The organism is Paraburkholderia fungorum (assembly GCF_046026025.1).
Taxonomy (GTDB): Bacteria; Pseudomonadota; Gammaproteobacteria; order Burkholderiales; family Burkholderiaceae; genus Paraburkholderia; species Paraburkholderia fungorum_E.
In genome coordinates this window covers 147,035-170,453 of record NZ_JAQQFL010000016.1, presented here as the reverse complement: position 1 = coordinate 170,453, position 23,419 = coordinate 147,035, and the positions used below count along the sequence as shown (strand labels likewise).

At 64.0% G+C, this 23,419-nt stretch carries 18 protein-coding genes and 1 riboswitch; of the genes, 6 read left to right on the top strand and 12 right to left on the bottom strand.

The window, feature by feature from the left end; genetic code table 11:
• Both PQR67_RS19265 and PQR67_RS19260 read left to right on the top strand, forming a co-directional pair.
• On the top strand, positions 1-196 hold a 196-nt coding region (locus tag PQR67_RS19265; RefSeq protein ID WP_408462540.1), incomplete at its 5' end, for a hypothetical protein.
• A gap of 419 nt (positions 197-615) precedes the next feature.
• Positions 616-1,584: a flagellar brake protein gene (locus PQR67_RS19260; RefSeq protein ID WP_408462537.1), complete on the top strand. Its 969-nt coding sequence runs from the start codon at positions 616-618 to the stop codon at positions 1,582-1,584.
• A gap of 35 nt (positions 1,585-1,619) precedes the next feature.
• Here the strand turns inward: PQR67_RS19260 and PQR67_RS19255 are convergent, their stop codons facing one another.
• From PQR67_RS19255 to cobW, 4 genes are all read right to left on the bottom strand, one after another.
• Positions 1,620-2,210, bottom strand: a complete 591-nt coding sequence (locus PQR67_RS19255; RefSeq protein ID WP_408462535.1) for a vWA domain-containing protein — start codon at positions 2,208-2,210, stop codon at positions 1,620-1,622.
• Positions 2,211-2,290: 80 nt separating this feature from the next.
• Positions 2,291-3,373 (bottom strand): magnesium chelatase ATPase subunit I, encoded by a 1,083-nt coding sequence (locus PQR67_RS19250; RefSeq protein ID WP_408462532.1) that lies wholly within the window; start codon positions 3,371-3,373, stop codon positions 2,291-2,293.
• Complete coding sequence (cobN, locus tag PQR67_RS19245; RefSeq protein ID WP_408462529.1) at positions 3,370-7,170, bottom strand: cobaltochelatase subunit CobN; 3,801 nt, start codon at positions 7,168-7,170, stop codon at positions 3,370-3,372. Before cobN ends, PQR67_RS19250 begins: the two co-directional genes overlap by 4 nt.
• Before the next feature lie 6 nt (positions 7,171-7,176).
• The gene (gene cobW / locus PQR67_RS19240; RefSeq protein WP_408462526.1) at positions 7,177-8,277 is read right to left on the bottom strand and encodes a cobalamin biosynthesis protein CobW; all 1,101 of its coding nucleotides are present in this window, start codon (positions 8,275-8,277) and stop codon (positions 7,177-7,179) included.
• 198 nt (positions 8,278-8,475) lie between these two features.
• Positions 8,476-8,755: riboswitch (cobalamin riboswitch) on the bottom strand.
• 150 nt (positions 8,756-8,905) lie between these two features.
• Here cobW and PQR67_RS19235 point away from each other — a divergent pair.
• From PQR67_RS19235 to bluB, 4 genes are read left to right on the top strand one after another with little or no spacing between them, the layout of a single operon-like run.
• Positions 8,906-9,304 (top strand): cobalamin biosynthesis protein, encoded by a 399-nt coding sequence (locus tag PQR67_RS19235; protein WP_408462523.1) that lies wholly within the window; start codon positions 8,906-8,908, stop codon positions 9,302-9,304.
• Between the two features lie 47 nt (positions 9,305-9,351).
• Positions 9,352-9,954: a cob(I)yrinic acid a,c-diamide adenosyltransferase gene (cobO, locus tag PQR67_RS19230; protein WP_408462520.1), complete on the top strand. Its 603-nt coding sequence runs from the start codon at positions 9,352-9,354 to the stop codon at positions 9,952-9,954.
• A gap of 3 nt (positions 9,955-9,957) precedes the next feature.
• A complete protein-coding gene (locus tag PQR67_RS19225) occupies positions 9,958-11,256 on the top strand; it encodes a cobyrinic acid a,c-diamide synthase CobB (RefSeq protein WP_408462517.1) in 1,299 nt (432 codons plus the stop codon).
• On the top strand, positions 11,240-11,899 hold the full coding sequence (gene bluB, locus PQR67_RS19220; protein WP_408462514.1) for a 5,6-dimethylbenzimidazole synthase: 660 nt from the start codon (positions 11,240-11,242) through the stop codon (positions 11,897-11,899). Before PQR67_RS19225 ends, bluB begins: the two co-directional genes overlap by 17 nt.
• Before the next feature lie 49 nt (positions 11,900-11,948).
• Here the strand turns inward: bluB and PQR67_RS19215 are convergent, their stop codons facing one another.
• The 8 genes from PQR67_RS19215 to PQR67_RS19180 form a co-directional block, all read right to left on the bottom strand.
• Positions 11,949-12,557, bottom strand: coding sequence for a DUF4136 domain-containing protein (locus tag PQR67_RS19215; protein WP_408462566.1), 609 nt, complete (start codon positions 12,555-12,557; stop codon positions 11,949-11,951).
• A 35-nt stretch (positions 12,558-12,592) separates the two neighbouring features.
• On the bottom strand, positions 12,593-15,115 hold the full coding sequence (locus PQR67_RS19210) for a CHASE2 domain-containing protein (protein WP_408462511.1): 2,523 nt from the start codon (positions 15,113-15,115) through the stop codon (positions 12,593-12,595).
• Positions 15,116-15,181: 66 nt separating this feature from the next.
• Positions 15,182-16,636: a FecR domain-containing protein gene (locus PQR67_RS19205; RefSeq protein ID WP_408462508.1), complete on the bottom strand. Its 1,455-nt coding sequence runs from the start codon at positions 16,634-16,636 to the stop codon at positions 15,182-15,184.
• Positions 16,633-17,370 (bottom strand): response regulator transcription factor, encoded by a 738-nt coding sequence (locus tag PQR67_RS19200; RefSeq protein ID WP_408462505.1) that lies wholly within the window; start codon positions 17,368-17,370, stop codon positions 16,633-16,635. The genes PQR67_RS19205 and PQR67_RS19200 overlap by 4 nt, the downstream gene beginning before the upstream one ends.
• Positions 17,371-17,974: 604 nt before the next feature.
• Positions 17,975-21,484 carry a DEAD/DEAH box helicase gene (locus PQR67_RS19195; RefSeq protein ID WP_408462502.1) on the bottom strand — a complete coding sequence of 1,170 codons (3,510 nt, stop codon included), beginning with the start codon at positions 21,482-21,484 and terminating at the stop codon, positions 17,975-17,977.
• Between the two features lie 200 nt (positions 21,485-21,684).
• Complete coding sequence (locus PQR67_RS19190) at positions 21,685-22,464, bottom strand: DeoR/GlpR family DNA-binding transcription regulator (RefSeq protein WP_408462499.1); 780 nt, start codon at positions 22,462-22,464, stop codon at positions 21,685-21,687.
• A gap of 104 nt (positions 22,465-22,568) precedes the next feature.
• Entirely contained in the window at positions 22,569-22,970 is a 402-nt protein-coding gene (locus PQR67_RS19185) for a type II toxin-antitoxin system MqsA family antitoxin (RefSeq protein ID WP_408462564.1), read from the bottom strand.
• Between the two features lie 2 nt (positions 22,971-22,972).
• Entirely contained in the window at positions 22,973-23,269 is a 297-nt protein-coding gene (locus PQR67_RS19180; RefSeq protein ID WP_408462497.1) for a type II toxin-antitoxin system MqsR family toxin, read from the bottom strand.
• Positions 23,270-23,419: the final 150 nt, after the last annotated feature.

The window sequence follows — 23,419 nt, the reverse complement described above, 5'->3', positions numbered from 1 at the left end:
TCGGCATGTCGTCAATCCCTCTTGTGCAATTTTTTTCAAAAAGTTGAGGAACGCCGAAGCTGCCATTTATTTAGGCACAGAAAAATGCTTAGGTATCCGAGTTAATTTTCAGCAGATACCAGTGATTGCGATTCTTTGCAAGCGAGAGCGAGAGCGCCAACACCACCAACACAACCGCCACGGAGTAGTTTTATGAACTGCGCGTCGGCGCGCGCAGCGCCGCCGGAAGTATGAGTGCCTTGTCACCAGGGCGGAATGTGCGAGAACACGGATTCCAGATGCACCACTACCGTGGCTGCGCGGGGGACCCGCTTATGAGCTTGCGGTGTGAAGCCGCTTTCTCTTGCTTACTTCTCTTTGCGGCCGGCAAAGAGAAGTGAGTGCCGCCCCGCACAGGGGCAACGCTAATAAACCACTAACAAAACAAGGAAAGGCCAAAGAAGCCACATCAAGCACAGGGGCAACGCCAATAGACCACTAACAAAACAACGAGAGCCGCCCAGAGAACCCCCATCATGCAAACCACATAAAAAAGCAACAAAACCCCCAAAACCCTAAAGCCCCCACCACCCCAGCCGTAAACAAGTAATCCAGCCACATATTTCGCAACCGACCATGGAAAAGCCAGCAGAAGATCAAACAGAGGCCCAAGCAGAATCGCAACCCACGCCCCCAACACCAGCCTCGCCATCACCGCTCCTGACGCTGGAAGCAGTCCCCGTCGGCATCCCTCTCGACTGGCCAATCGTCGACTCCGCCGGCACCCTCCTCTTCGCGAGCGGCACACTCCTGGCAACCACGGACGAGCGCAAATTCCTGTTCGACAACTTCCACCCGCACCGCGGCGACTTGCTGGACACGACCACGCAACCGGAACCCTCAACCGATCACCCAGCCGACACCACCGACAACCTCACCCTGAAAGACATGCACCTGACGATAGGTGCATTAATAGGTGTGCGTTCCCAACTCGGCAGCGGCGCCCCGATGCATCCGTGCCGCATCATCGGCTTCGCGCCCAACCACGCGCTCTTCGTCACACCACCGCTGCAAGATGGCCGCATCCTGCCACTCCGTCTCGGCGAAAACATCGAGATCGTCGCCATAGCAAGTCATGCCGTGTTTCGTTTCGTCTGCACGGTCGAGTCAGTGTGCCGCGCCCCATTCGATTACGTGGTGCTATCGAAACCCGGCGTGATCCGCCGCCTGCGCGAGCGCAAGTCGATCCGCGTCCATGCGCATCTCGCGGTGCGCTTCGGCATCGGCGAAACGGGCGATTCATATGAAGGTCTGGGGCTCGCCAAAAGCATCAGTGCACTGGGTATGTCGCTGACCACCCCGTGGACATTGGGTGCAGTCGGCGAACGTCTGCGCGTCGCTTTTTGCCTCAGATCAGCGGTGCTGCCAACCGAGATCGAAACGACTGCCGTCATCCGCAATGTGCAGAAAGGCAGTAATCCGGGCGAATCCTCGACCCATGGCCTCGAATTCGACCAACTCGACGTCGTGCAACAGATGGCGATGAAGGTCTTCGTGTTCGACCGCCAGGACGACGTTCAGTACTGGTCCAACGGTTTGAAATAAACGCACGAAAAAGGCGTGTTTGGCGCGGGCGCCGCTCAGGCGATCAACTCGTCCGGCGTGAGCAGTGCCGCGCCCCATGCATCGGCAAGCGCGCGGCAACGGCCCAGCCGCATCGCCTCCCGTTCGAAATCGACGAATATCACCTCGTGCGCATGACGCGGCCGCGCCGGCTGATCGCTACTGCGGCCGTCGGTCAGAATCCACAGCCAGCGCTGCTGCGCGGGCTTACGCCGGGCGCTGCGTTCCAGCACTTGCGCAGCCTCACGCATGCCGGACGCCAGCGGCGTGCCACCGCCTCCGCCCACCGGTCTCAGCCACCGTTCGTTCCACCAACGCGGCACGGCGGGACCGAAACGCAGATCGGCGCCAGCACCGCCAAAACACACCAGCGCCGCCTCGGCGCGCGCGGCACTGGCGCGATCGAACAACGCAATCAGCAGACCTTTGGCAAGGGCGAGACGCTGCCCGCCAAGCATGGAACCGGAACAATCGAGCACGAAACAATGCAGTACGCCGCCCCGTGGCGCCTCGCGCACGAAACGCAAATGCTCGGCGCGCAGCGTGTCCTGACGCATCGCAGTGAGTGTCGGCAGCCACGCAATACGCTTGCCCGGCGCACCTTGCAAACGGCCACGCGAACCTGTGCCAGCGCCTTGCCGCCATCGAAAACCGCTGCGCGAGTCAGCGGCGGCACCCTTCCGATGGCTCAGCGTTTTTTTGCGTTGAGCGCTATGACGCCTTTGACCTGCGCGACGCCCGCAGGCTGTGGTGGCAAGTAGCCCCAATCGGCATCGCCGGCAGCCGCTCCTGATGCTGCATCTTGCGAAGATTGCGGCGTCCGCGAAGATTGCGAAGGCGCGGCCTCCGCATCGTCGGCCGTCTGCCGCGGCGCTTCGTGCCCAGGTGCGTCGCCACCCGCACGCGTCTCGCGATCGTGGCGCCGATGCGCGAGCACCGCCTCGGCGACGCGCCCGACATGCTCCGTCGTGACCGCGCCCGCCTGCTCCAGCGCCGCCAACGCTCGCGCCGCGCGCAACATCACGAGATCGGCACGCAAGCCATCGACCGCCGCGTCGATGCACAGCGCACTGACATGCGCATGCACTGCGTCGTCGAAGCCCAGTTGCGGCAGCGCTTCACGCGCCGCGCGAACCCGCTGAACATACGTTTCCAGTTGCTGCGCATAGCGAGCACGAAAACCGTGCGGATCGAGATCGAACGCCAGACGTGCCTTGACGATCTGCTGACGCACCTGCGGCTCAAAACAGTTCTGCAATTCGACCATCAGCCCGAAGCGATCAATCAGTTGCGGGCGCAACTCGCCTTCTTCCGGATTCATGGTGCCGATCAGCACGAAGCTTGCATCGTGACTATGCGAGACCCCATCGCGTTCGACGGTATTCACGCCACTCGCAGCGGCATCGAGTAACGCATCGACGAGCGCATCGGGCAACAGATTCACTTCATCGACATACAGCACGCCGCGATGCGCTTTTGCGAGCAAGCCAGGCGAGAAGCGCACCGAACCGTCGCGTAACACGGTTTCAATATCGAGCGTGCCGATCAGCCGGTCTTCACTCGCACCGAGCGGCAGATTCACCCATTGCCCTTCGGGCAGCAGTTCGGCGAGTGCGCGCGCCGCAGTCGATTTCGCCGTGCCACGCGGCCCGCTCACCAGCACACCGCCCAGGCCCGGATCGACGGCCGCCAGCAACAGCGCCTGCTGCAATGGCGCCTGGCCGATCAGTGCGGCAAAGGGGAAAACGGGCCGTTGAATCGCAGCGTTCATGTTTGCATTCCTTCGATCTGCTGCTCGCTCGCGAGCAGATGCTGTTCGACTCGCGCGCGATAGTCGCCGGGTGCCTGCCACAAACCGCGTTGCATCGCTTCGAGCAGACGCTCGCAGATCGAATGCAAGGCATGCGGATTGTGCCGCTGCAAGAACTCGCGTGTATCGCCGTCGTTCAGATAAGCATCGGTGACGAGCGCATATTGATGATCGGCGATCACGCGCGCGGTGGCATCGTAGCCGTAGAGATAGTCGACCGTCGCAGCAATCTCGGCAGCGCCTTTGTAGCCGTGACGCTTCACGCCATCGAGCCATTTCGGATTGACCACGCGCGAGCGGATCACCCGTGCGATCTCTTCATGCAGTGTGCGCACGCGCGGCGCGGCCGGATTGCTGTGATCGGCGTGATAGACCTGAGGCTGATTGCCAGTCAGATGCCGCACCGCCGCGACCATGCCACCCTGGAACTGGTAATAGTCGTTCGAATCGAGCAGGTCGTGCTCGCGGTTATCCTGGTTCTGCAGCACGACATCCATCGTGGCGAGACGGGTGCCGAACGCGTGGCGCGCTTCTTCGCCGGCGCCTTTCTGCGTATACGCGTAACCGCCCCACGCCTGATACGCGTTCGCGAGATCGGCGTCGGTTTGCCATTGTTGCGAGTCGATCATGTCCTGCAAGCCCGCGCCATACGCACCGGGCCGCGCGCTGAATACGCGCCAGCCGGCGCGCTTGCGTGCTTCGGCGGCGTCCATGCCGCGTGCAATCAGCGCGTCGCGTTCGCGCAGCACGCGCGCGCGAATCGGGTTGAGGTCTTCGGGTTCGTCGAGTTCGGCCACCGCTTGCACGGCGGCATCGAACAGATGCATCACGTTCGCGAAGGCATCGCGGAAAAAACCGGACACACGCAAGGTGACGTCGATACGTGGCCGGTCGAATACCTCGATCGGCATGATCTCGAAGTCGGTCACGCGATGACTGCCCGGCGCCCACTTCGGCCGCACGCCGAGTAAGGCAAGCGCCTGGGCGATATCGTCGCCGCCGGTACGCATCGTTGCGGTGCCCCAGACCGAGAGGCCAATCGCGCGCGGATAGTCGCCTTTCTCCTGCAGATGCCGCTCGATCAGTTGCTGCGCCGATTTCAAGCCAAGCGACCAGGCCGCTTGCGTCGGAACGGCGCGTGTATCCACCGAATAGAAGTTGCGGCCGGTGGGCAGCACATCAGGCCTCCCACGCGATGGCGAACCGCTCGGCCCCGGCGGCACGAATCGCCCTTCAAGGCCGCGCTTCAGATGCCGCATTTCCTGCGGCCCACAGGCGTCGAGCCGCGGCAATACATCGTTGCGCAGGCGTTCGATCACGCGCCCGGCTTGCGGCAAGGTCCCGCTTGCGGGCACCGCATCGGAGCTTTCGTCACCGCATACTTCACGCAGCATCTCAGCGGCCAGCAGTTCCAGACGTTCGCGGGTATCGCCGCAGTGCCGCCAGGGCGCATCGCTCACCCGCTGCAACACGTCGGGGCGAGGACCGTCCCACGCCGCGGACCAATCCACCGACAGCGGATCGAACAGATGATCCATCTGCAGATCGCGCGCCAACGCATCGATCAACCCGGCCTTACCGCCCTGGCCATCGCCTATCGGAAAGCGTCCCAAAGCCAGCAACGTATCGCGCCGCTGCGCTCCACCGGGCGATTGCCCGAACGTGTGCAGACCATCGCGAATCTGTGCTTCTTTCAACTCGCACAGCCAGGCATCGACACGCGTCAGCAGCACATCTTCATCGTCCTGACCGTTCGGTTCCGCGAGACTCAGTTCGTCATGCAGCTTGTGCTCGACGATGGTCGCGAGAATCGTGCGCCTCAACAGCTTCGAGCGGCGCGGATCGACCATCAGCGCTTCATAGTATTCGTCGACCTGGCGCTCGAGATCCTGCAATGGCCCGTACGTTTCGGCGCGCGTGAGCGGCGGCATCAGATGATCGATGATGACGGCCTGCGCGCGACGCTTCGCCTGACTGCCCTCGCCCGGATCGTTGACGATGAACGGATACAGATGCGGCATCGGACCGAGAATCAGATCGGGCCAGCAGGCATCGCTCAACGCGACACTCTTGCCGGGCAGCCATTCGAGGTTGCCGTGCTTGCCCACATGCACGATCGCGTCGATGCCAAACTGATGACGCAACCAGAAATAGAACGCCAGATACGCATGCGGCGGCACGAGTTCAGCGTCGTGATAGCTCGCGTAGTCACCCTGCTCGCGCGAGCGCGAAGGCTGAATGCCGACGAACACCTGTCCGCAGCGCCAACCCGCGATCACGAAACGGCCGCGCCGCAACGTCGGGTCCTGCTCGGGCGGGCCCCAGCGTGCATTCAGCGCATGCCGGGCTTCCGCAGGCAACGCATTGAAGTACAGAAGGTAGTCGTCGAGCGCAAGGCTTTGCAACGCGGGCCGCAAGTCGCGCACGACCGGATCGTTGGTCACGCCTTCGGTGAGCTTTTTCAACAGCGCGTCGCCGTCGGCGGGCAACTCGGCGACGCGATAGCCCTCATCGCGCAACATCGACAGAATGCCGACCACCGAGGCCGGTGTATCGAGACCCACGCCGTTGCCGATCCGCCCTTCGCTCATCGGATAGTTGGCGAGGATCAGCGCGAGTTTCTTCTGCGCGTTATCGAGCGTGCGCAGACGGCACCAGCGGCGGCTCAGTTCGGCGAGAAAGCCGACCCGTTCGAGGTCCGCCTGATAACGGACCACATCGACCTGAGTGTGCGGACAACGGTAGGCGAGACCCTTGAAGCTGACCGCCCGCGTAATGATGCGGCCATCCACTTCCGGCAGCGCGATATGCATGGCGATATCGCGCGAGTTGAGGCCCTGGTTGTCCTTGACCCAATCTTCGCGATTGCCGCCGCTCAGGATCACCTGCAGCACCGGCGCGTCGCCGGCGAGTTCAAGCGGCTCGGGGTCGTCGATAGCGGACGCGGCGAATGCGGTGGTATTCAGCACTAGCGCGACCTCATGTTGCGCGCACAACTGCTGCACGACATCGCGGCTCATCGCATCTTTCAGAGAGGTAATCGCGATCGGCAGCGGATTGATACCCTGTGCTTCGAGCGCGTCGATCAGGGCGTCGAACACCGCGGTGTTGGCCGCTTGCAGATGCGCCTTGTAAAACAGAATCGCGGCGACCGGCGCGCCCTTACACCAGCGCGCCTGCCAGTCAGCCATCGTCGGCGTATCGTGCTCGGGATGATAGAGCGTCGCCGCAGGCAATGCGCGCGGCGGCGCAGGCTCGCGCCCCCAGCCGAACACGCGGTAAGCGATGCAGCGCAGGAACGCCTCGGCATTCTGCGGTCCGCCTTCACGCAGATAGCGCCATAGCTGATGACACAGATCGGCGTCGGCGGTGCTGCGCGCGAGCAGGTTCGGATCTTCCTGCAGATCGCCGGAGAACATCGCAAGTGTCTGCTGCTTGCGTTCGGCGAGGGCGACCACCTGTTCGATCCCATACGGCCAGTAGGCCTCGCCGCCGAGATGGTCGACCACCACCACGCGCGCATGCTGCAACACGTCTTCGAGATAAAAATCGACCGAAGCCGGCTGCCGCAAATACGTGACGTTCGCAAGCCGCACGCTCGGAAACCCCTCGCCCAGACGAGGAAACACGCTCGCGAGCAGCGACAGCGTGGTGTCGGCGGAGCTGAGCACCACGATATCCGCGGGCTGCTGATCGATACGGATCACACCTTGCGTATCGTCGACAAAGCCACCCGGCGTGGTGCGCAGCAGATGCATGACCGGTTACGCCTGTTGCGGCTGGAGGCTCGCCACGGCGCCCAGGGCGGCCTCGAATGCCTGTTGCAGCGCGGCCTGGTCGAGGTCTTCGCCAATCAGCACGAAGCGGCTTTGCAGGCCTTGGCCCAGTTCATTTTCCTGCCAGCGGCGGTCGAAATAACTATCGAAACGACGGCCCACGCCCTGGATCACGAGGCGCATGGCCGCGCCTGGCAATGCCGCGAAACCCTTGACGCGGTAAATCGTGTTTGTTTCGACGAGCCCTTGCAACGCGGCGATCACATTCTCGCGCGACGACACATTCGCCTGCACCACCACGGAATCGAATTCGTCGTGGTGGTGATCGGCGTCGTCAGCCGAGCCATGGTGATCGTGACGCAAGTGGATCGTTTCCTCCGAAGCCGCTTCGAGACCCAGCAGCGTATGCAGGTCGAGCTGGCCCATCTGCGCGCGCACGATCTTCACTTGCGGCGGAATTTCTTCGCGGATAACGGCTTCGACCGAAGCCTGATGCGCTTCGTCGAGCAGATCGGTTTTGTTCAGAATCACCAGATCGGCTGCCGACAACTGGTCCTCGAACAATTCGTGCAGCGGCGATTCGTGATCGAGATTCGGATCGGCCTTGCGTTGCGCATCCACCGCGACCGGATTGTCGGCGAACTGGCCGCTCGCCGCGGCGGGGCCGTCAACCACGGTGACGACCGCGTCGACGGTAAAGCTATTCTTGATCTGCGGCCAGTTGAATGCCTGCACGAGCGGCTTGGGCAACGCGAGACCGGAGGTTTCGATCAGCACGTGATCGATCTGCTCCCGGCGCTCAACCAGCTTTTCCATCACCGGGAAAAACTCTTCCTGCACGGTGCAGCACAGGCAGCCGTTGGCGAGTTCGTACAGTTGGCCTTCGGTTTCGACGCCGTTTTCATCGCAACCGATGCCGCAACCCTTGAGGATTTCCCCGTCGATGCCGAGTTCGCCGAACTCGTTGACGATGACGGCGATGCGCTTGCCGCCCGCGTTCTGAAGAATGTGCCGCAACAGCGTGGTCTTGCCGCTGCCGAGAAAGCCCGTGACGATGGTGACGGGAATCTTGCGCATTTGAGTTTGCATCGTGAGGTCCATCCGTAGGAGTTGCAGGTTCACGCCGGGGCGTCTGCGCGTTTTGTCCGCATCGGTCACGCGAGCGGGGGCTCAGGCCTTGCAGGCCGCAACCATAGCAAAACACGGGGACGAACAACGGCGTTGCCGGAGCAACAGAAAACAGAAAATGGGAATGAGATCATGAACGCACCGCCGCATCCCCGCGGGGGCGTTCTTCGTCGTCTGGCCGGTATCCGGGCTGGCGAAAGCGCCGCTTCCCCTTCCCGGGCGAGTGGTTTCTCGCCCAGTGGTGATATGCCGACGCGGCCTTGCGCGTAGACATCGAAGCCGGCTCCGCGGCGCCAGACAATTCATCTGGAACCGCTTTTCGCTTACCGTTGCGGGGGCAGCACAGGTTGGCCCGGTCCGTGGCAGGTGGGCACCCTGTTTCCCGTTTAACTGCATGCGCACGAGCGCGCACACGAGCACCAAAGTGCGTGCGAGTTTAGGCCCACAGCCCCATGCCGTCAAGGAAACGCGGGCTGCAACCAGGCCTTTGCGCAGTGCCGGCGCGGCTTGCCGTGTGCTATCGTATGCGCGCGTTTGGTGGGCGCCCCTACAGGCCGCCTCGGCCACCGCGACCCTCGCAGACCTCGTAATGAAAACACTCAGCATCGGCATCGGTTGTCGCTTGCACAGCTCGGCTGAGCAGATCGAAGCGGCTGTGCGTGCCGCCCTCGATTCGCATGCATTCGATGAAATCGACGCGATTGCCTCGGTCGACACCAAAGCCCACGAAGCCGGCCTGCTCGAATTCTGCGCACGTCACGCGCTACCACTGAAATTGTTCAGCCGCGCGCAGATTGCAGCGATAGCCGTGGACGATCCGTCGGCGGCCGTGCGCGAGCATCTCGGCATCGACGGCGTCTGCGAGCCATGCGCGTTGCTCGCCGCAGCGGGCGCATCCGATCGGGCCGGCGCCCGCAACGCGCGGTTGCTCGTGCGCAAGACCATCCACCACGGCGTCACGGTGGCGATAGCCGAGAGCACCGCCTAGAGCGCCCGCGAACCGACAAACAACGACTCTCAAGAACAGGACCTGCCATGAAGACCGACCCCGAATCGCATCAGCGCATGACCGAACGCCGGCGCGAAGGCCACGAGAAAAAGCAGGCCGGCGCCACGGTCGAAAAAGGTCTGCTGATCGTCAACACCGGCACCGGCAAGGGCAAGACCACCGCCGCATTCGGCATGGCCGTGCGCGTGCTTGGTCACGGCATGCGCCTCGGCGTCGTGCAATTCATCAAAGGCGCGCTGCATACCTCGGAGCGCGACTTCCTCGGTGCAATCGCCCAATGCGACTTCGTCACGATGGGCGACGGCTACACCTGGAATACCCAGAATCGCGACGCCGACATCGCCACTGCGCGCAAAGGCTGGGACGAAGCGCGCCGAATGATCGAGAGCGGCGACTATCAGATGGTGATCCTCGACGAACTGAACACCGTGCTCAAGTACGAATACCTGCCGCTCGACGAGGTGCTGTCGGTGCTGAACGCGCGCGCGCCGATGCTGCACGTGGTGGTGACCGGCCGCCACGCGCCCGACGCGCTGATCGAAGCCGCCGACCTCGTCACCGAGATGCGCATCGTCAAGCACCCTTATCGCGAGCAAGGCGTGAAAGCGCAACGCGGCGTGGAGTTCTGAGCGGTGTCTCGCTGCCCCGCCCTGTTCATTAGCGCGCCCGCGTCGGGTCAAGGCAAGACCACGATTACCGCGGGCCTCGCGCGCTACCACCGGCGGCTGGGGCGACGCGTGCGCGTGTTCAAGACGGGGCCCGACTTTCTCGATCCGATGATTCTGGAGCGCGCCAGCGGCGCGCCGGTACTGTCGCTCGATCTGTGGATGGTGGGCGAGCCGGCCTGCCGGAACCTGCTCGCGCAAGCGGCGGCCGAAGCGGATCTGATTCTGATCGAGGGCGTGATGGGTCTGTTCGACGGCACGCCGAGCAGCGCCGATCTGGCCACCACATTCGGCGTGCCGGTGCTCGCCGTGATTTCGGCGAAAGCCATGGCGCAGACCTTCGGCGCGGTCGCCTTCGGCCTCGCGCAATTCAGGCCGCAAGTGCCGTTTTATGGCGTGCTTGCCAATCGCGTCGGCTCGCCCAGGCACGCGCAAATGCTCGAAGAGGCGTTGCCGCCGGCGCTGCGCTGGTGTGGGCATCTCACCGGCGACGACGGTATCGAGTTGCCCGATCGCCATCTCGGTTTGCATCAGGCCGCGGAGATCGACGATCTGGACACACGTCTGGAGCACGCCGCCGATGCGCTCGCACAAACCGCGCTGACTGAATTGCCACCGCCGGTCGAATTCGGCTCGCCCGCGCCAGAAGTTTTGCCGCGTCTTCTGGAAGGCAAGCGCGTCGCGATTGCGCGCGATGCCGCGTTCTCGTTCATCTATCCGGCCAACGTCACGCTGCTGGAAACGCTCGGCGCGCACGTCGACTATTTCTCGCCGCTCGCCGACGAAGCCCTGCCGGAGCATACCGACGCGCTGTACCTGCCAGGCGGTTATCCCGAACTGCATGCGCCCTTGCTGGCGAGCAACACGCGCAGTGCGGCGACGATTCGCGCGCACGCGGCAGCCGGCAAACCGATCGTCGCCGAATGCGGCGGCATGCTTTACCTGCTCGAGCGCCTCACCGACGCACACGGCGTCAGCACGCCGATGCTCGGTCTGCTGCCCGGCCATGCAAGCATGCAAACGCGCTTCACCGCGCTCGGCATGCAACAGATCGACAGTCTGCACGGTCCGATGACCGGCCACACGTTTCACTACTCGAAGCTGAGCACGTCGCTCACGCCGCTGCGTTCAGCCACCCGGCCACACGGCGATGCCCCGGGCGAGGCCGTGTTCCGCGCCGGGTCGATCGTGGCAACCTATATGCATGCTTATTGGCCCTCCAACCCGGCCTTCACGGCCGCCCTGTTCCATGGCGAAGCCTTTTAACGATTCCGAACGCGCAGCCGTCTACCGCGCGATTTACGAACGGCGCGACATGCGCCACTTCGTGCGCGACCCGGTCGATCCTGCCGTGTTGCAACGCTTGCTCGACGCGGCGCATCACGCGCCGAGCGTCGGCTTCATGCAGCCGTGGCGCATCGCGCGCATCACCGACCCGGCTTTGCGCGCAGCCTTGCACGCAACCGTCGAAAGCGAACGTCTCGCCACCGCCGACGCGCTCGGCAAGCGTCGCGAAGAGTTCATGAAGCTGAAAGTGGAAGGCATGCTGGAATGCGGCGAACTGCTGGTGATGGCGCTGATGGACGGCCGCGAGCGGCACATCTTCGGACGCCGCACCTTGCCTGAAATGGACCTCGCTTCGGTGGCCTGCGCGATCCAGAACATGTGGCTGGCCGCACGCGCGGAAGGTCTGGGGATGGGCTGGGTGTCGCTATTCGACGTCGACGCGGTCCGCCGGTTGCTGCATATGCCCGAGGGTGCGCGGCCCGTGGCGATTCTGTGTCTCGGCCACGTCGATCAGTTCTACTGCGAGCCCATGCTGGAAACCGAGCGCTGGGCGAGCCGCCTGCCGCTCGCCGATTGCGTGTTCGAAAACCGCTGGCCGGACGACGATAAAGCGCCTGAATGAAACGGGTGTTTGGGGCGTTTGGGGGCGTTCGCGGACGTCGGCGAGCGCTTTACGGCTGAAGAGGCTGAACCGGTTTAAGCGAAACCACCCCCGGCACGCCGCCCGTCGTTTCGGCGCGCAGTTTCACGCGCCAGTCCTGCGGCGCATCGAAGGGAACTCTGGCCAACGCGCTCTTCACGAGCACGGGCATGGCGTGCAAGGGATCGGCATCGCGATCGCTGCTGGCCGCGCTCACTTTGTAGACTTCCCGTCCGCTCGATCGCTCGAAAAATCGTAGCGTCAACGTGTGCTGATAAGCGCGTCCGCCGAACAGTGAAAACGGCGGTTCGGGCGAGCGTTCGCACGCACCCGGCGCGCAATCCTTCGTGCCCACGGCGACCGTGGCCGGCCGTGTGTCATACGCAATCGACAATAAATAGTGCGCGGACTTGCCCGCCGTATCGACGAAGCCGTTCTTCGCCAGCTCGTCACGCAGCATGGTTTCAAATTGCGGATGATCCCCGCTGGCGTCCTGCGAAGGCAGGCGCGTAATCGTATAGGTGCGCTCGCCCTGCAGCACGGCCGAAGGATTTGCTGTGTGCACGTCGGCGTTCAGACCCGCGCATCCGGTCAGACTCGCCGCGGCCAGCACGGCACAGATCAATATCGCTTTCACCAGCTTCTCGCTTCAATAAGGTGAGGGTTCATAGGCTATCAGCGCGCGGCTGCGGCGTAATCGGACTGCGCGTCGTCGAGTGCCGGCAGGAGAATCGTGAAAGCCGTACCCTCGCCCGGTGCGCTGACCACCTCGACATCGCCGCCATGGCGCGTCACGACGGTTTTAACGAACGCCATGCCCAATCCCGCACCGCCCACTTCCGGCCGCTCCGTCTCGTGAAAACGCCGGAAGCGCTCGAACAGATTCGCCTGCTGCTCCCTGGAAATGCCATAGCCTTCGTCGCGAATCGTACACGACACACGCTTTACCGCGCCGGGCGCGCCCGCCCGGACGTGCCCGCCTGCTGCGTTGAGGCTCGTCAGACTGTACGTGATGCGTGTGTCCGGCGGACTGTACTTGACCGCGTTGTTCAGAATGTTGACGAGCGCGCGCGTCATCAGCGAGCGGTCGGCGCAGATCCAGTGACCGTCGTCTTCCCCACCGGCCGCCTCGCCGTCCGTATCGGTTTGCAGCGTGATGCGTTTGGCGTGGGCCTGCGGCCAGACCTCGTCGCTGGCGTCGATCATCAGCTCGGTCATGCTCACCGGTTCGAGCACATACGTTTGCGATTCGGCGCGCGCGAGTTGGACAAAGTCGTCGGCGAGCGTCAGCGCACGCTGCGCATAGCGCTCGATGCGCTCCAGCAGGCCGCGCGCAAGCACCGGCTCGCTACGCGCCCGTTCGATCTCCACCAGCGCCAGAATCGACGCCTGGGGCGAGCGCATGTCGTGCGAGAGCAACCGCAACGCGTCTTCCCGTTGGCGCTCGGCCGCATGCAAGGCCGACACGTCGACCAGACCCGCGATCCAGCCGGTGGTCTCGCCTTGCTCGTTCGTACAGTTCGCGTAGCGCAGCAGATGGTCGCGCTCATGGGCATCGCGCACCTCGACACCTTGCGCCATCAGCGCGGCGAACTCGCGGCGCGCGGGGTCGAGCAGCGCCGGCCATTGGGCATGCGCCAGCAGATTGTTTTCGGCGTCCGACGCCGCGCCGCTGTCGATGGTCTTGACCAGCGTCAGCCCGCCCAGCACCTCGCGCATCGGCCGGTCTTCCGGCAGCGGCGCGCCGAGGCGCGCGAAATGCGCCTTCGCGGCATGGTTCGCGATCAGCACGATCCCTTGCACGTCGCTCACCAGGATCGGCTCGGGCATGCTGTCGAGGCTGTCCCACACAAAGCGCTTCATGTCCTGCACGCGCTGCGCGGCCTGCGCCATCAGCGCCATATGCTGCTCCAGCACATCGCCACTGAACTCGCGGCGGCGCTGGGGCGTTTCGGGCAGAAGGTGAGGCTCGTCGGCGAGGCGCTGCAACTCTTCGCGCAGATAAGCCATCGTCATTTCGAGGCGCCGCCAGTTCCAGATCGGATACACCACGATCAGACTGAAGATCGCCGGCACCGGCGACATCCACAGCCGCGCGCCGTACAACAGGACCGCGCTGCCCGCGGTGGCGACCATGCCCAACGCGACGGTCAGCAGCAGCGAGCGGCGCGGCGACAACACCAGAAAGCCGGCGAGCAGCGCCGCGAGCGGCGCCAGCGATACCGCGAACAGCACCCATGGTTCGGCGGGCTCGAGCTCGCGGCCGGTCAGCAGCGTATCGAGCACGTTGGCGTGGATATAGACGCCAGGTAACGGCCCCAACTCGCCGGACACCGGCGTCGCAAAGCGGTCGTACAGACCGGACGCGGTCACGCCGATCAACACGATGCGCCCGCGCAGCTTGTCCGCGGGGACGTCGCCCGCGAGCACACTGGCGAAACTCAGCTTCGCGTAGTGCTCCGCATTCGGACCGAAGGGGATCAGGAAGCGGCCTTCGCCGTCGTCACTCCCCTCGTCGCCGGATGAGTTCACCGCCTCGCCGGACGACTGCCTGCGCGGCCAGTCGTCCACACGCAGCCTGCCACGCTCGACGTCCCGTGCAACCGGCACCATCAATTGCGGCCAGCGCGAGTCCGCGTCGCCCTCGAACCGGGCGACGCTGCGCACGATGCCGTCGTTGTCGACTTCAAGATTGATATGCCCCATGCCGGCCGCCGCGTGCGCGAGCGGCGCCACCGGCTCGACCACGACGCGCCGGCCGCCGCTGTCCGGCGGCGTAAGCAGCATGGGCAGATAGGTAGGGCTCAGGGCGATCGCGCGGGTGAGTTGGGCGTCTTCCGGATTGGTTTCGGTGAACAGCACGTCGTAGATCACCGCGGCGGGCTTCGCCTTCGCGATCTGTTCGAGCAGCTTCGCGTGGACGCTGCGCGGCCATGGCCAGCGGCCGAGCTGCGCGACGCTGGCGTTGTCGATTTCAACCACCACGATGTCGCGCAGCAGCGGTTGCGCGCGCAGGCTCAGAAAGCGGTCGTAGACCAGGTTGTCGACGCTGGCGGTCAGATGGCCGAGCGAGCTGAGCAGAATCACCGCAATGCCGAGGCAACCGATGCCCGCCCATTCGAGCAGGAAGCGGCGCCCGGCGCGCCGCCCGAGACGGGCGCGCGGATCGAGGCTCAGACGCGTGTGTGGGTTCGGCAAGGCGTGACGGGGTCGAGGGCTAAGGGACCGGCGGGTTGCCGGCGCGGTCCCGTGAATCTACCAGCGTCAGCGTGCAAGCGTAAACGAGCGGACCGAACTGCTCTTCTCATAGAAGCGGCCGTTTTCGAACTGCTCGGCGACGATCGTCCAGTAGTAGACGCCGCCCGGCAGGTCGCTTACCACGACCTCGCCGCCCGTCAAATCGGTCCGGTCGACGAGCGGATGGCGTAGATCGGCGGTCGTGGCCAGCACGAAGCGAAAGCGCGTTTCGACCGTGGAACGGCTGACGAACCAGCGGAACTCGTAGTCGCGGCTGCCGGCACGCAAACCCGCTGACGCAGCGAGACCCAGTTGACGCCGCTCGAAACCGTATACCTGGGGCAGGCCCTCAAGTCCGTTCGCGTCGATCGCGGCAATACGCACGAAATACGTGCCGTCTGCCAGTTCGCCGAAGTCCGCGTGCGGCGCACTCACGCGCAGATCGCGGATCAGGTCGAGCTGATCGGCATCGCGCGCAATCTGCACGCGATAGGCCACGGCGCGCGCGGCGGGTGCGAGATCGAAAGCGACCGTTTTGCCGTCCTGCACTTTGGCCGGGTCGACGAGCGCAGGCGCGGCCAGCAGTTCCACCGGCGCGCCAATCGCACTGCCTGCGCGCGTGACACTGCCAAAGCGCGCCTTGACGAGTTGCGCGGACGCCTGCAGCGGCACGCCGGGTGGCGGCGCGTAGGCCTCGCCGCCGACTGCGGCCGGGTCGACACCGACCGCGCCGTCCAGCACTTCCACCGCGGTGGTTTGCGCGTCGCCGTCGTAGACGACCTTGAAACGCGTACCGCGCACGCCCGCTACCACCGACGGTGAACGGATCTGGAAGCGGTCATCCTTTTTGGTGGCATGCGTGACTTCGCTGGCGACTTCACCACGCCGCAGACCGAGCACGCGATCGCCCGAGCCGGTCAGCACGGTGCGCCGCAGCTTGTCGATATCGAGCAGGCCGTCCGGCGCCACCGTGACGTGCGAGCCGTCCGGCAGCTCCAGCGTGACAAAGCCATTGTGACCGGTGCGGATGCGATCGCCCTCGCCGAGCGTTGTGCCCGCCGTGAGCGGCGTGTAGGGATTCTTGCCGAACGCGTGTTCGGCCGGACCGCTCGTCGCGATCACGCGGGCCGACTCGGAATCCTGTTTGAGCCTGTCGGCCGGCAGACGCAGCGCGATCCCGGCCGGCATGCGGCGCGGCGCGGGCACATGATTCAAACGGCTCAACATGGCCCAATCGCCGGCGTCGCGCAGATAACGGCCGGCGATTTCATACAACGTATCGCCCTCGTGGGTCACGTAAGACACATAGGCCGGCGCAGTCGTACGGGTGCGTTGCTTCGGCGCGCGGGAAGATTGCGCATCCGCCGATGCCGGCGCGAAGCACGTCATCGCGATCAGGCCGGCCGCTGCCAGCAGCGCGCCCGCGCGGCGCCCCGGTAAGCCTGCGCGACCGGGCGCTACCGCATCGAAAGCAAGCGTCACGCGTCCCCCGCTTCGGGGCGCTGTTCGGCCATCGTCGGCGGCGAACCGGACTCGATCCGCTCGAGCCGGTACCCATAGCCGTAGATCGGTGTCAGACGATAGCCTTGCTCCGGGCGCAAGCCAAGCTTGCTGCGCAACATCGACACGTGCGTGTCCATGGTGCGCGAGGGGATATCCGTGGCCTGCTTCCAGATCACATCGAGGATATGCGCGCGCGACAACGGCCGGCTCAAGTGCTGGAACAGCAGCAGCGCAAGCTCGAATTCCTTCTGCGTCACCGCGACGGTCGCGCCGCGCACCACCACGTGCTTCGCGCCCAGATCGAATTCGAATTCGCCGAAGACTTCTTTCGACGCCGGCGGCTTCAGGTGATAGGCGCGGCGCAGCAACGAGCCGACGCGCGCCAGCAGGACCGCCGCGGAGACCGGTTTGACGACGTAGTCGTCGGCGCCGGTGTTGAGGATCGAGGTGATATCGGTTTCGCGGCCACGGCTCGTCATGAACAGGACCGGCAAGCGCTCGGAGAGGCTTTCGCGCACCCAGCGCAAGACCTCTTCGCCCGACATGTCGGGCACGTTCCAGTCGAGCACCAGAAGGTCGAATGTCTGGCGCCGCAATTGCCGCACCAGTTCACGGCCCGCCCCGAAAGCGTGACAGACATGCCCGGCCGCCGACAGCGTTTGGCAAACAAGATCGGCTTGCGCCGAATCGTCATCCAGAACTGCAATTCTCATAAAACCCCGCAACGCGACATGGTCCGTAGTAACTAATGGCCGGTGAGCCGGCAGATGACCGGGATGACGGCGCGAACACCGACGATCCAGCTTCCTGTTTTCATCTTCGGCTGCATTTTTTTTCGATTAATGGTCCCTTGCCTCGCACCCCGTTCGCTTCTGCCGTCTTGCTGTCTCGAAATTAGCGCGCATTTTTGGCTTTAGCGCGCTCATTATCGAAGGGATAGATCATCATAATCGAAAACGACCCTGCTCTTTCCCGGATGCAAGCATGCGGCTATCCGGCCGACTCGGTTCCGTCATTGCGAACCGTTCAATGGGATATTCCCCAAAAGTCTCTCAGGTTCCGCCCGTTATTGAAATCGACCTCGGTGGGTCGTCAGTTGGGTCGGTTGGTCTCGCCCGCACAGTAATTGTGATTGGCCCCGCCTGCTCTTCGTCGTAGGTGGCCCCGCCCCCAGCGATTTGACAATTTGCGAGTCAGTATAGGAACAGTCTCAAAATAAATCGTTTAAGAATTGTTAGATCGATTGGTTGAAACCTGGCCTTTGACTCATTGGCAGGAAAGCCGGCGCTTCCGGATGGGTGCGCCGGCCCCAAACCCTTACCGCCCGCCTTCAATCTCCGGCATCGGTGCGAATAGCGCGTCGAGATCGTCGTCCGAGAACTTCGCGGCGCCGGCGGCATCTTCGGAAAGAATGCTGTCGGCGAGTCCCGCCTTCTGTTCCTGCAACTCCACGATTTTTTCTTCGATGCTGCCCGCGGCAATCATCTTGTAGACGAACACCGGCTTGTCCTGCCCCAGTCGATGCGCGCGGTCGGTCGCCTGATTCTCGGCAGCGGGGTTCCACCACGGGTCGTAGTGAATCACCGTGTCGGCAGCGGTCAGATTCAGGCCCACGCCGCCCGCCTTCAGGCTGATCAGGAACAGCGGCACCTCGCCTCGCTGGAAACGCTCGACCGGCGTAACACGGTCCGCCGTGTCGCCGGTCAGGATCACATAGGGGATCGCGGCCTCCTCCAGTGCTTCGGCAATCAGCGCCAACATGCCGGTGAACTGCGAGAACAGCAGCACGCGCCGTCCTTCTTCGATCAATTCGGGCAACATCGACAGCAGCAAATCGAGTTTGGCCGAGGGCATGACGCGTGGGGCTTTTTCCGTTTTTCCGGCTCTTTCCGTTTTTCCGGCTCTTTCCGTTTTGGCGCGCTTTTCGCCTGGTTTCTCGCCTGCTTCGCCCTGATTCCCGTCCACCTGGATTTTCCGTACGAGACGCGGATCGCAACAGACCTGCCGCAGCTTCAGCAAAGCATCGAGCACGATAATGTGGCTGCGCGCAAGACCCTGCGCGCTGACCGCCGCCCGCACCCGCTCCTGCATCGCCGTACGCACCGTTTCGTAGAGGTCGCGCTGCGCGCCTTCCAGATCGACCGAGCAGATGATGGTGGTCTTGGCCGGCAACTCCTTGGCGACCTCGTCTTTACGACGGCGCAGCATGAATGGCCGGATGCGGCGCGCCAGCAGCGCGCGGCGCACGCCATCGCCGTTTTTCTCGATCGGATTGCGCCAGCGTTTGGTGAAATCCTTCTGGCTGCCGAGAAAACCCGGCAACAGAAAATCGAACTGCGACCACAGTTCGCCGAGGTGATTCTCCAGCGGCGTTCCCGTCAAACACAGCCGATGCCGCGCGCGCAATCCGCGGATCGCCTGCGCCGCTTTGGTCGATGCATTCTTGACGTACTGCGCCTCGTCGAGAATCAGCAAGTGATAGTCGTGCTCGGCGAGCACCTTCTGATCGCGCCACAGCAGCGCGTATGTCGTGAGAATCAGTTCGTGCTCACCGATCTGCTCGAAACGCTCCTTGCGCTGCGGGCCGTTGAGCACCAGCACTTTCAGTTCCGGCGCGAAGCGGCGCGCCTCCTCGCGCCAGTTGTGCACGAGCGTGGTCGGCACGACGATCAGCGCGGGACGCTTGAGCCGCCCGGCTTCCTTCTCCGCGAGGATGTGCGCGAGCGTCTGCACGGTCTTGCCGAGGCCCATGTCGTCGGCGAGCACGCCGGCCAGATCGTGTTCGCGCAGAAACTGCATCCAGTTGAGACCCTGATGCTGATACGCGCGCAGCTCCGCCTTCAGACCACGCGGCACCGGCACCTCGTGCAAGCCCGGACCGGCCTGCAGACGCTGCGCCAACTGGCGAATCGAATCGTCGCCCTGGAATTGCCAGCGGCCCGTGCTGTTCAATGCTTCGAGCCGGCCCGCATCGACCGAGGGCACGCGCAGCGGCGCGCCTTCCGCCAGCGTGCCGCCCAGCGCGTCGAACAGGTCGACCAGCACGCGCACCACCGGCTTCAGGCGGTCGGCGCGCAGACGCAGGCGTTTGTTTTCTTCCGTCTTCAGCTCAATCGGTTCGTTGTCGGCAATGGCTTCCAGCGCGCCGCCAAGCCAGCGCCGGTCGCGCCGGAACAGGTCGGCGAGCAGCGGCTCGAGCCGTACATTGCGCTCACCGATGCGGATGCCCATCTCCAGATCGAACCAGCCGTCGCCCGCCTGCTGCGCGGTGCCGTCAATCGCGTCGATCTCGATGATGTTGTAGCGGAACGCCGGCGCCATCGTCACGCGCCAGCCTTGGTTCACGAGGTCCGGCACCGCGTCGTTGACAAAGGCGGACCAGGATTCGGCATCGGGCAGGCCGAGCATCGTATCGGGCAAAAGCCGCGAGGCGGCCACCCGGCTGGTCGGGACTTTTTGCAGCCCGGTCTTGCGCAGTTCGAGCAAGCGTTTTTTTTCTGCGTCGTAGCGCCGGCGGATATGGATGACGTCGCCGCCCGGCATCGGCACGAGCGTGACGCTGCTGTCTACATTGATGCTGACGCCGTCGTAATCGAAGCTGACGCCGGCCAGTTCAACAGCCTCGGACTTGCGCTGCCCCGCCTTGGTGGTCGACGGCAGCGCGTGGCTATTGAGCGTGAGCACCGGCACGGGATCGACGTCGATCACGCGAATCGAAGACGCTTCGTGCGTGGGCGGCAGCGGCAAGTCGGGGGCAATTTCACGCAGCACCGAAGCAACGAGCGGCGCTTCGGCGAGCGAGATCGGCGGCATGGCGAGGTAATCGGGCAACTGCTGGAACGGCAGCGACGACTCGACGATGCCCGCCTCATTGGCGACGCCGTCCACGTACCAGACCGGCTCCGTGGGCAACACCATGGTGGCGCGCGGTTCGGTGCACAGCACGGGCCGCAGGCGTTCGTCCGCGAGCGGCTCCCATTCGATCCGGCCGGGCCGCTCGGCGCCGCGCGACAGCGGCGTCGGCCCCTCATGCCCCGGTGCCGGCGCGAGCTCGAAGAACAGGCGCCCCGTGAGGATCAATTTTTGCAGCATCTCCGCACCGCTCGTGCCGCGCAGCACGAACTGGCCGAAATCCTCGCGGGAACGGCCGAGCCACAGGCCGCGCAGGATCGACAGGTCTTCGTCGGAGACGAACCTGGGTTGCTTGAGCAGGGCCGCTTCCACGTTGCCCCAGGGCTCGTCGACTTCGACGATGCTGCCGTCCGGCGTACAGCGCGCCCGGTACAGGACAACCTCATGGCGCATATGGAACCTGGACCAGTTCAGCAGGTAAGCCAGCGTTTGGGTGCGCGCGGCAGACGCCTTCTGGGCGACCGCATCGGCGGCCTCGGCGCGCGCGCGAAAACGCTCCAGCCAACTGACCAGTTCCGGCCGTACGCCCGACGGCGACTGCGCGGTCGTTCCGGACGGCGACTGCGCGGATGGCGGGTAACCGGCGAACGGGTGTCCATCGGCGTCGGCGTCGACGTTGGTGATGTGGTCCATCTCGTCGTGATACTCGAGCTCGGCGAGCAGCAGCGCGGCGACATGCTTGCAGTTGCGCCCGACCGGACAACTGCAGTCGCTCTGCGCCCACGGTCTGCCGCCATCGGTGCGAAACCGCACCCGCGTGTGGTACGGCAGCACGCGGGTGCCTTGCACATAGCCGCTGAGCGTGGCGCCGGCCCATTTCACATTCGTGACGGCGCCGACTGAGCGCGCCTTGGCGACAGTCTGGTCACCCAGCCATTCCGTAATCCTTTCCCGATCGAAGAAAACTGACGACATCAGGGCCCATCCTATTCAAGCCGGCGGGGGCAACCGTGCGCGGGCGCGGCAAACGCCGCGGCAGGCGGTGTATCACGCGTGCCGGCGCGGTCGCGGCCAGGCATGATTGCCCGTGGTAACCGGCCATTTTACGCGTTGGCGGCAATGGGCAGTGGAGACCGTTTTGAATGCGGCGCGCGAGGCCGATGGCGTGGAATCGCTTAGAACGAGGGATCGATGGGCGCTCCGACACGAACTTCGAGGTCCGCCGCCGCGAACACCTGAGCGAGCGCCGGCGCCGGCGCCTCGTCGGTCACCAGCAGATCGACCGCGTCCGCGCCGAAAGCGTGCACCAGCGCGCTATGGCCGAATTTCGCATGATCCGCCGCGACCACGCGCCGCTCGGCCTGCGCAAAGGCGGCGAGCGAAAACGCGACGTCGGCGGGCAACGCGTCCATGAAACGACCCTGCATGTCGATCGCGGTGACCGAAACGATTGCGTAACGCACATGGAATTGGCGCAGGAACGCCAGCACGCTGTCGCCGAAGGCGGCGGAATCGTCGGGGCGCAGCTCGCCCCCCGCGATAAAGACCCGGTTGCCGTTGCGTGGCGCCAGCACGCGAGCGACTTCAATGGAGTTGGTAACCACCGTGAGCTGCGAGCGCGCGGCCAGCGCCTGAGCGATATGCAGGCAGGTGGTGCCGCCCTCGAGGATCAGCGAGTCACCGTCCCGCACCAGTTCACACATGCGCGCACCAATCGCCTGCTTACCCTCGCGGCTTGCCACCATGCGCCGCTGGAACGGCGGCTCGTCGAGACGCTCGGGCAGCATGATGCCGCCGTGAACCTTGATGAGCAGGCCGTCGGCGATCAGCGGCTTGATATTGCGGCGGATGGTCTCGTCGGAAACCTCGAAACGGCCGGCCAGATCGGTGATCGTGCAGGTGCGCTGCTCGCGGACGAGTCGCAGGATTTCGGCTTGGCGCTGAGTGGAGAACATAGGTGGGGATCGGGATGGCAGCGCCCAGTCTAACAAACACCCTCATCATTCGCCAAGAAAACTCAACGCATTTCCATACAAACCCACAACCCGAAAAACAAAGCTCAGCTCGCCCTCACTTCCGCCAGCAACTCCGGATGCCGATCCAGCACCTTCAACAATTTGATAAGTGCGAGCGGTGGCCGGGTCTTGCCATTTTCGTACCGTGAAAAGGCGTTCACCCCGCCGCCAAAAATTTCCGCCGCCTCGCGCTGGTCCAGATCAAGTTTCTTACGCACGGCGGCAATGAATGCGGGATCCACTTGCGAGGCATTCACCTCCTTATTGAAGGCCAGCATCATTTGGCCCGTGCGCGTTGCTTCGTCCATGTCGAGCACCGCCTCGTCGCACGCCGGACAATAGTCGCCCGTGACGGCCTCGAAGACAGCCGTCTCACCCTTGTAGACATAGCGCATATTGCGCGTATCGCGCACCAACTCTGCCGCTCCGCAGTTTGGGCATTTCATGCTCACCACTCCTTGAATGACACGACGAGGACGTCTTCGATCACCGTCAATTTCAGATAGACCATGCCTGCTTCCGTGACGGCACAGTAGACGTCCTGCCAGACCCGATGGTCCGCGTACGTGGTCATGCTTTTTCGAAAATTCCCGCGATCAAGCAACATCAAAGTCTCGATGATTGCTGCAGGCCCGAGGCCAAGTGCCGCAGCTCCAATCACGGCCGATTTCGTGATTCTGGTTTTCCCCGCGCGCACGAGGCTTTGGACATCCGCCAACTTGCAATGAGGCGTACTTTTTTCCAATCTCGCCTCCGATTGATATTAACCTACTTGGTTATTAAAAGATAGCGCTACGGTCGGTTGCCGATGTATCCGCCGCATCCTTTGATCGCTCGCGAGGCAAATCGATCGTTGCTTTTTGCCAAGATTTGTTGCAATCTACACGCGTTAATT

Coding starts and splice junctions, on each gene's coding strand:
- PQR67_RS19195 (WP_408462502.1), bottom strand. CDS start 21,484: ATGTCGTCAGTTTTCTTCGATCGGGAAAGGATTACGGAATGGCTGGGT.
- PQR67_RS19250 (WP_408462532.1), bottom strand. CDS start 3,373: ATGAACGCTGCGATTCAACGGCCCGTTTTCCCCTTTGCCGCACTGATC.
- PQR67_RS19200 (WP_408462505.1), bottom strand. CDS start 17,370: ATGAGAATTGCAGTTCTGGATGACGATTCGGCGCAAGCCGATCTTGTT.
- PQR67_RS19190 (WP_408462499.1), bottom strand. CDS start 22,464: ATGTTCTCCACTCAGCGCCAAGCCGAAATCCTGCGACTCGTCCGCGAG.
- bluB (WP_408462514.1), top strand. CDS start 11,240: ATGGCGAAGCCTTTTAACGATTCCGAACGCGCAGCCGTCTACCGCGCG.
- PQR67_RS19260 (WP_408462537.1), top strand. CDS start 616: ATGGAAAAGCCAGCAGAAGATCAAACAGAGGCCCAAGCAGAATCGCAA.
- cobO (WP_408462520.1), top strand. CDS start 9,352: ATGAAGACCGACCCCGAATCGCATCAGCGCATGACCGAACGCCGGCGC.
- cobW (WP_408462526.1), bottom strand. CDS start 8,277: ATGCAAACTCAAATGCGCAAGATTCCCGTCACCATCGTCACGGGCTTT.
- PQR67_RS19235 (WP_408462523.1), top strand. CDS start 8,906: ATGAAAACACTCAGCATCGGCATCGGTTGTCGCTTGCACAGCTCGGCT.
- cobN (WP_408462529.1), bottom strand. CDS start 7,170: ATGCATCTGCTGCGCACCACGCCGGGTGGCTTTGTCGACGATACGCAA.
- PQR67_RS19185 (WP_408462564.1), bottom strand. CDS start 22,970: ATGAAATGCCCAAACTGCGGAGCGGCAGAGTTGGTGCGCGATACGCGC.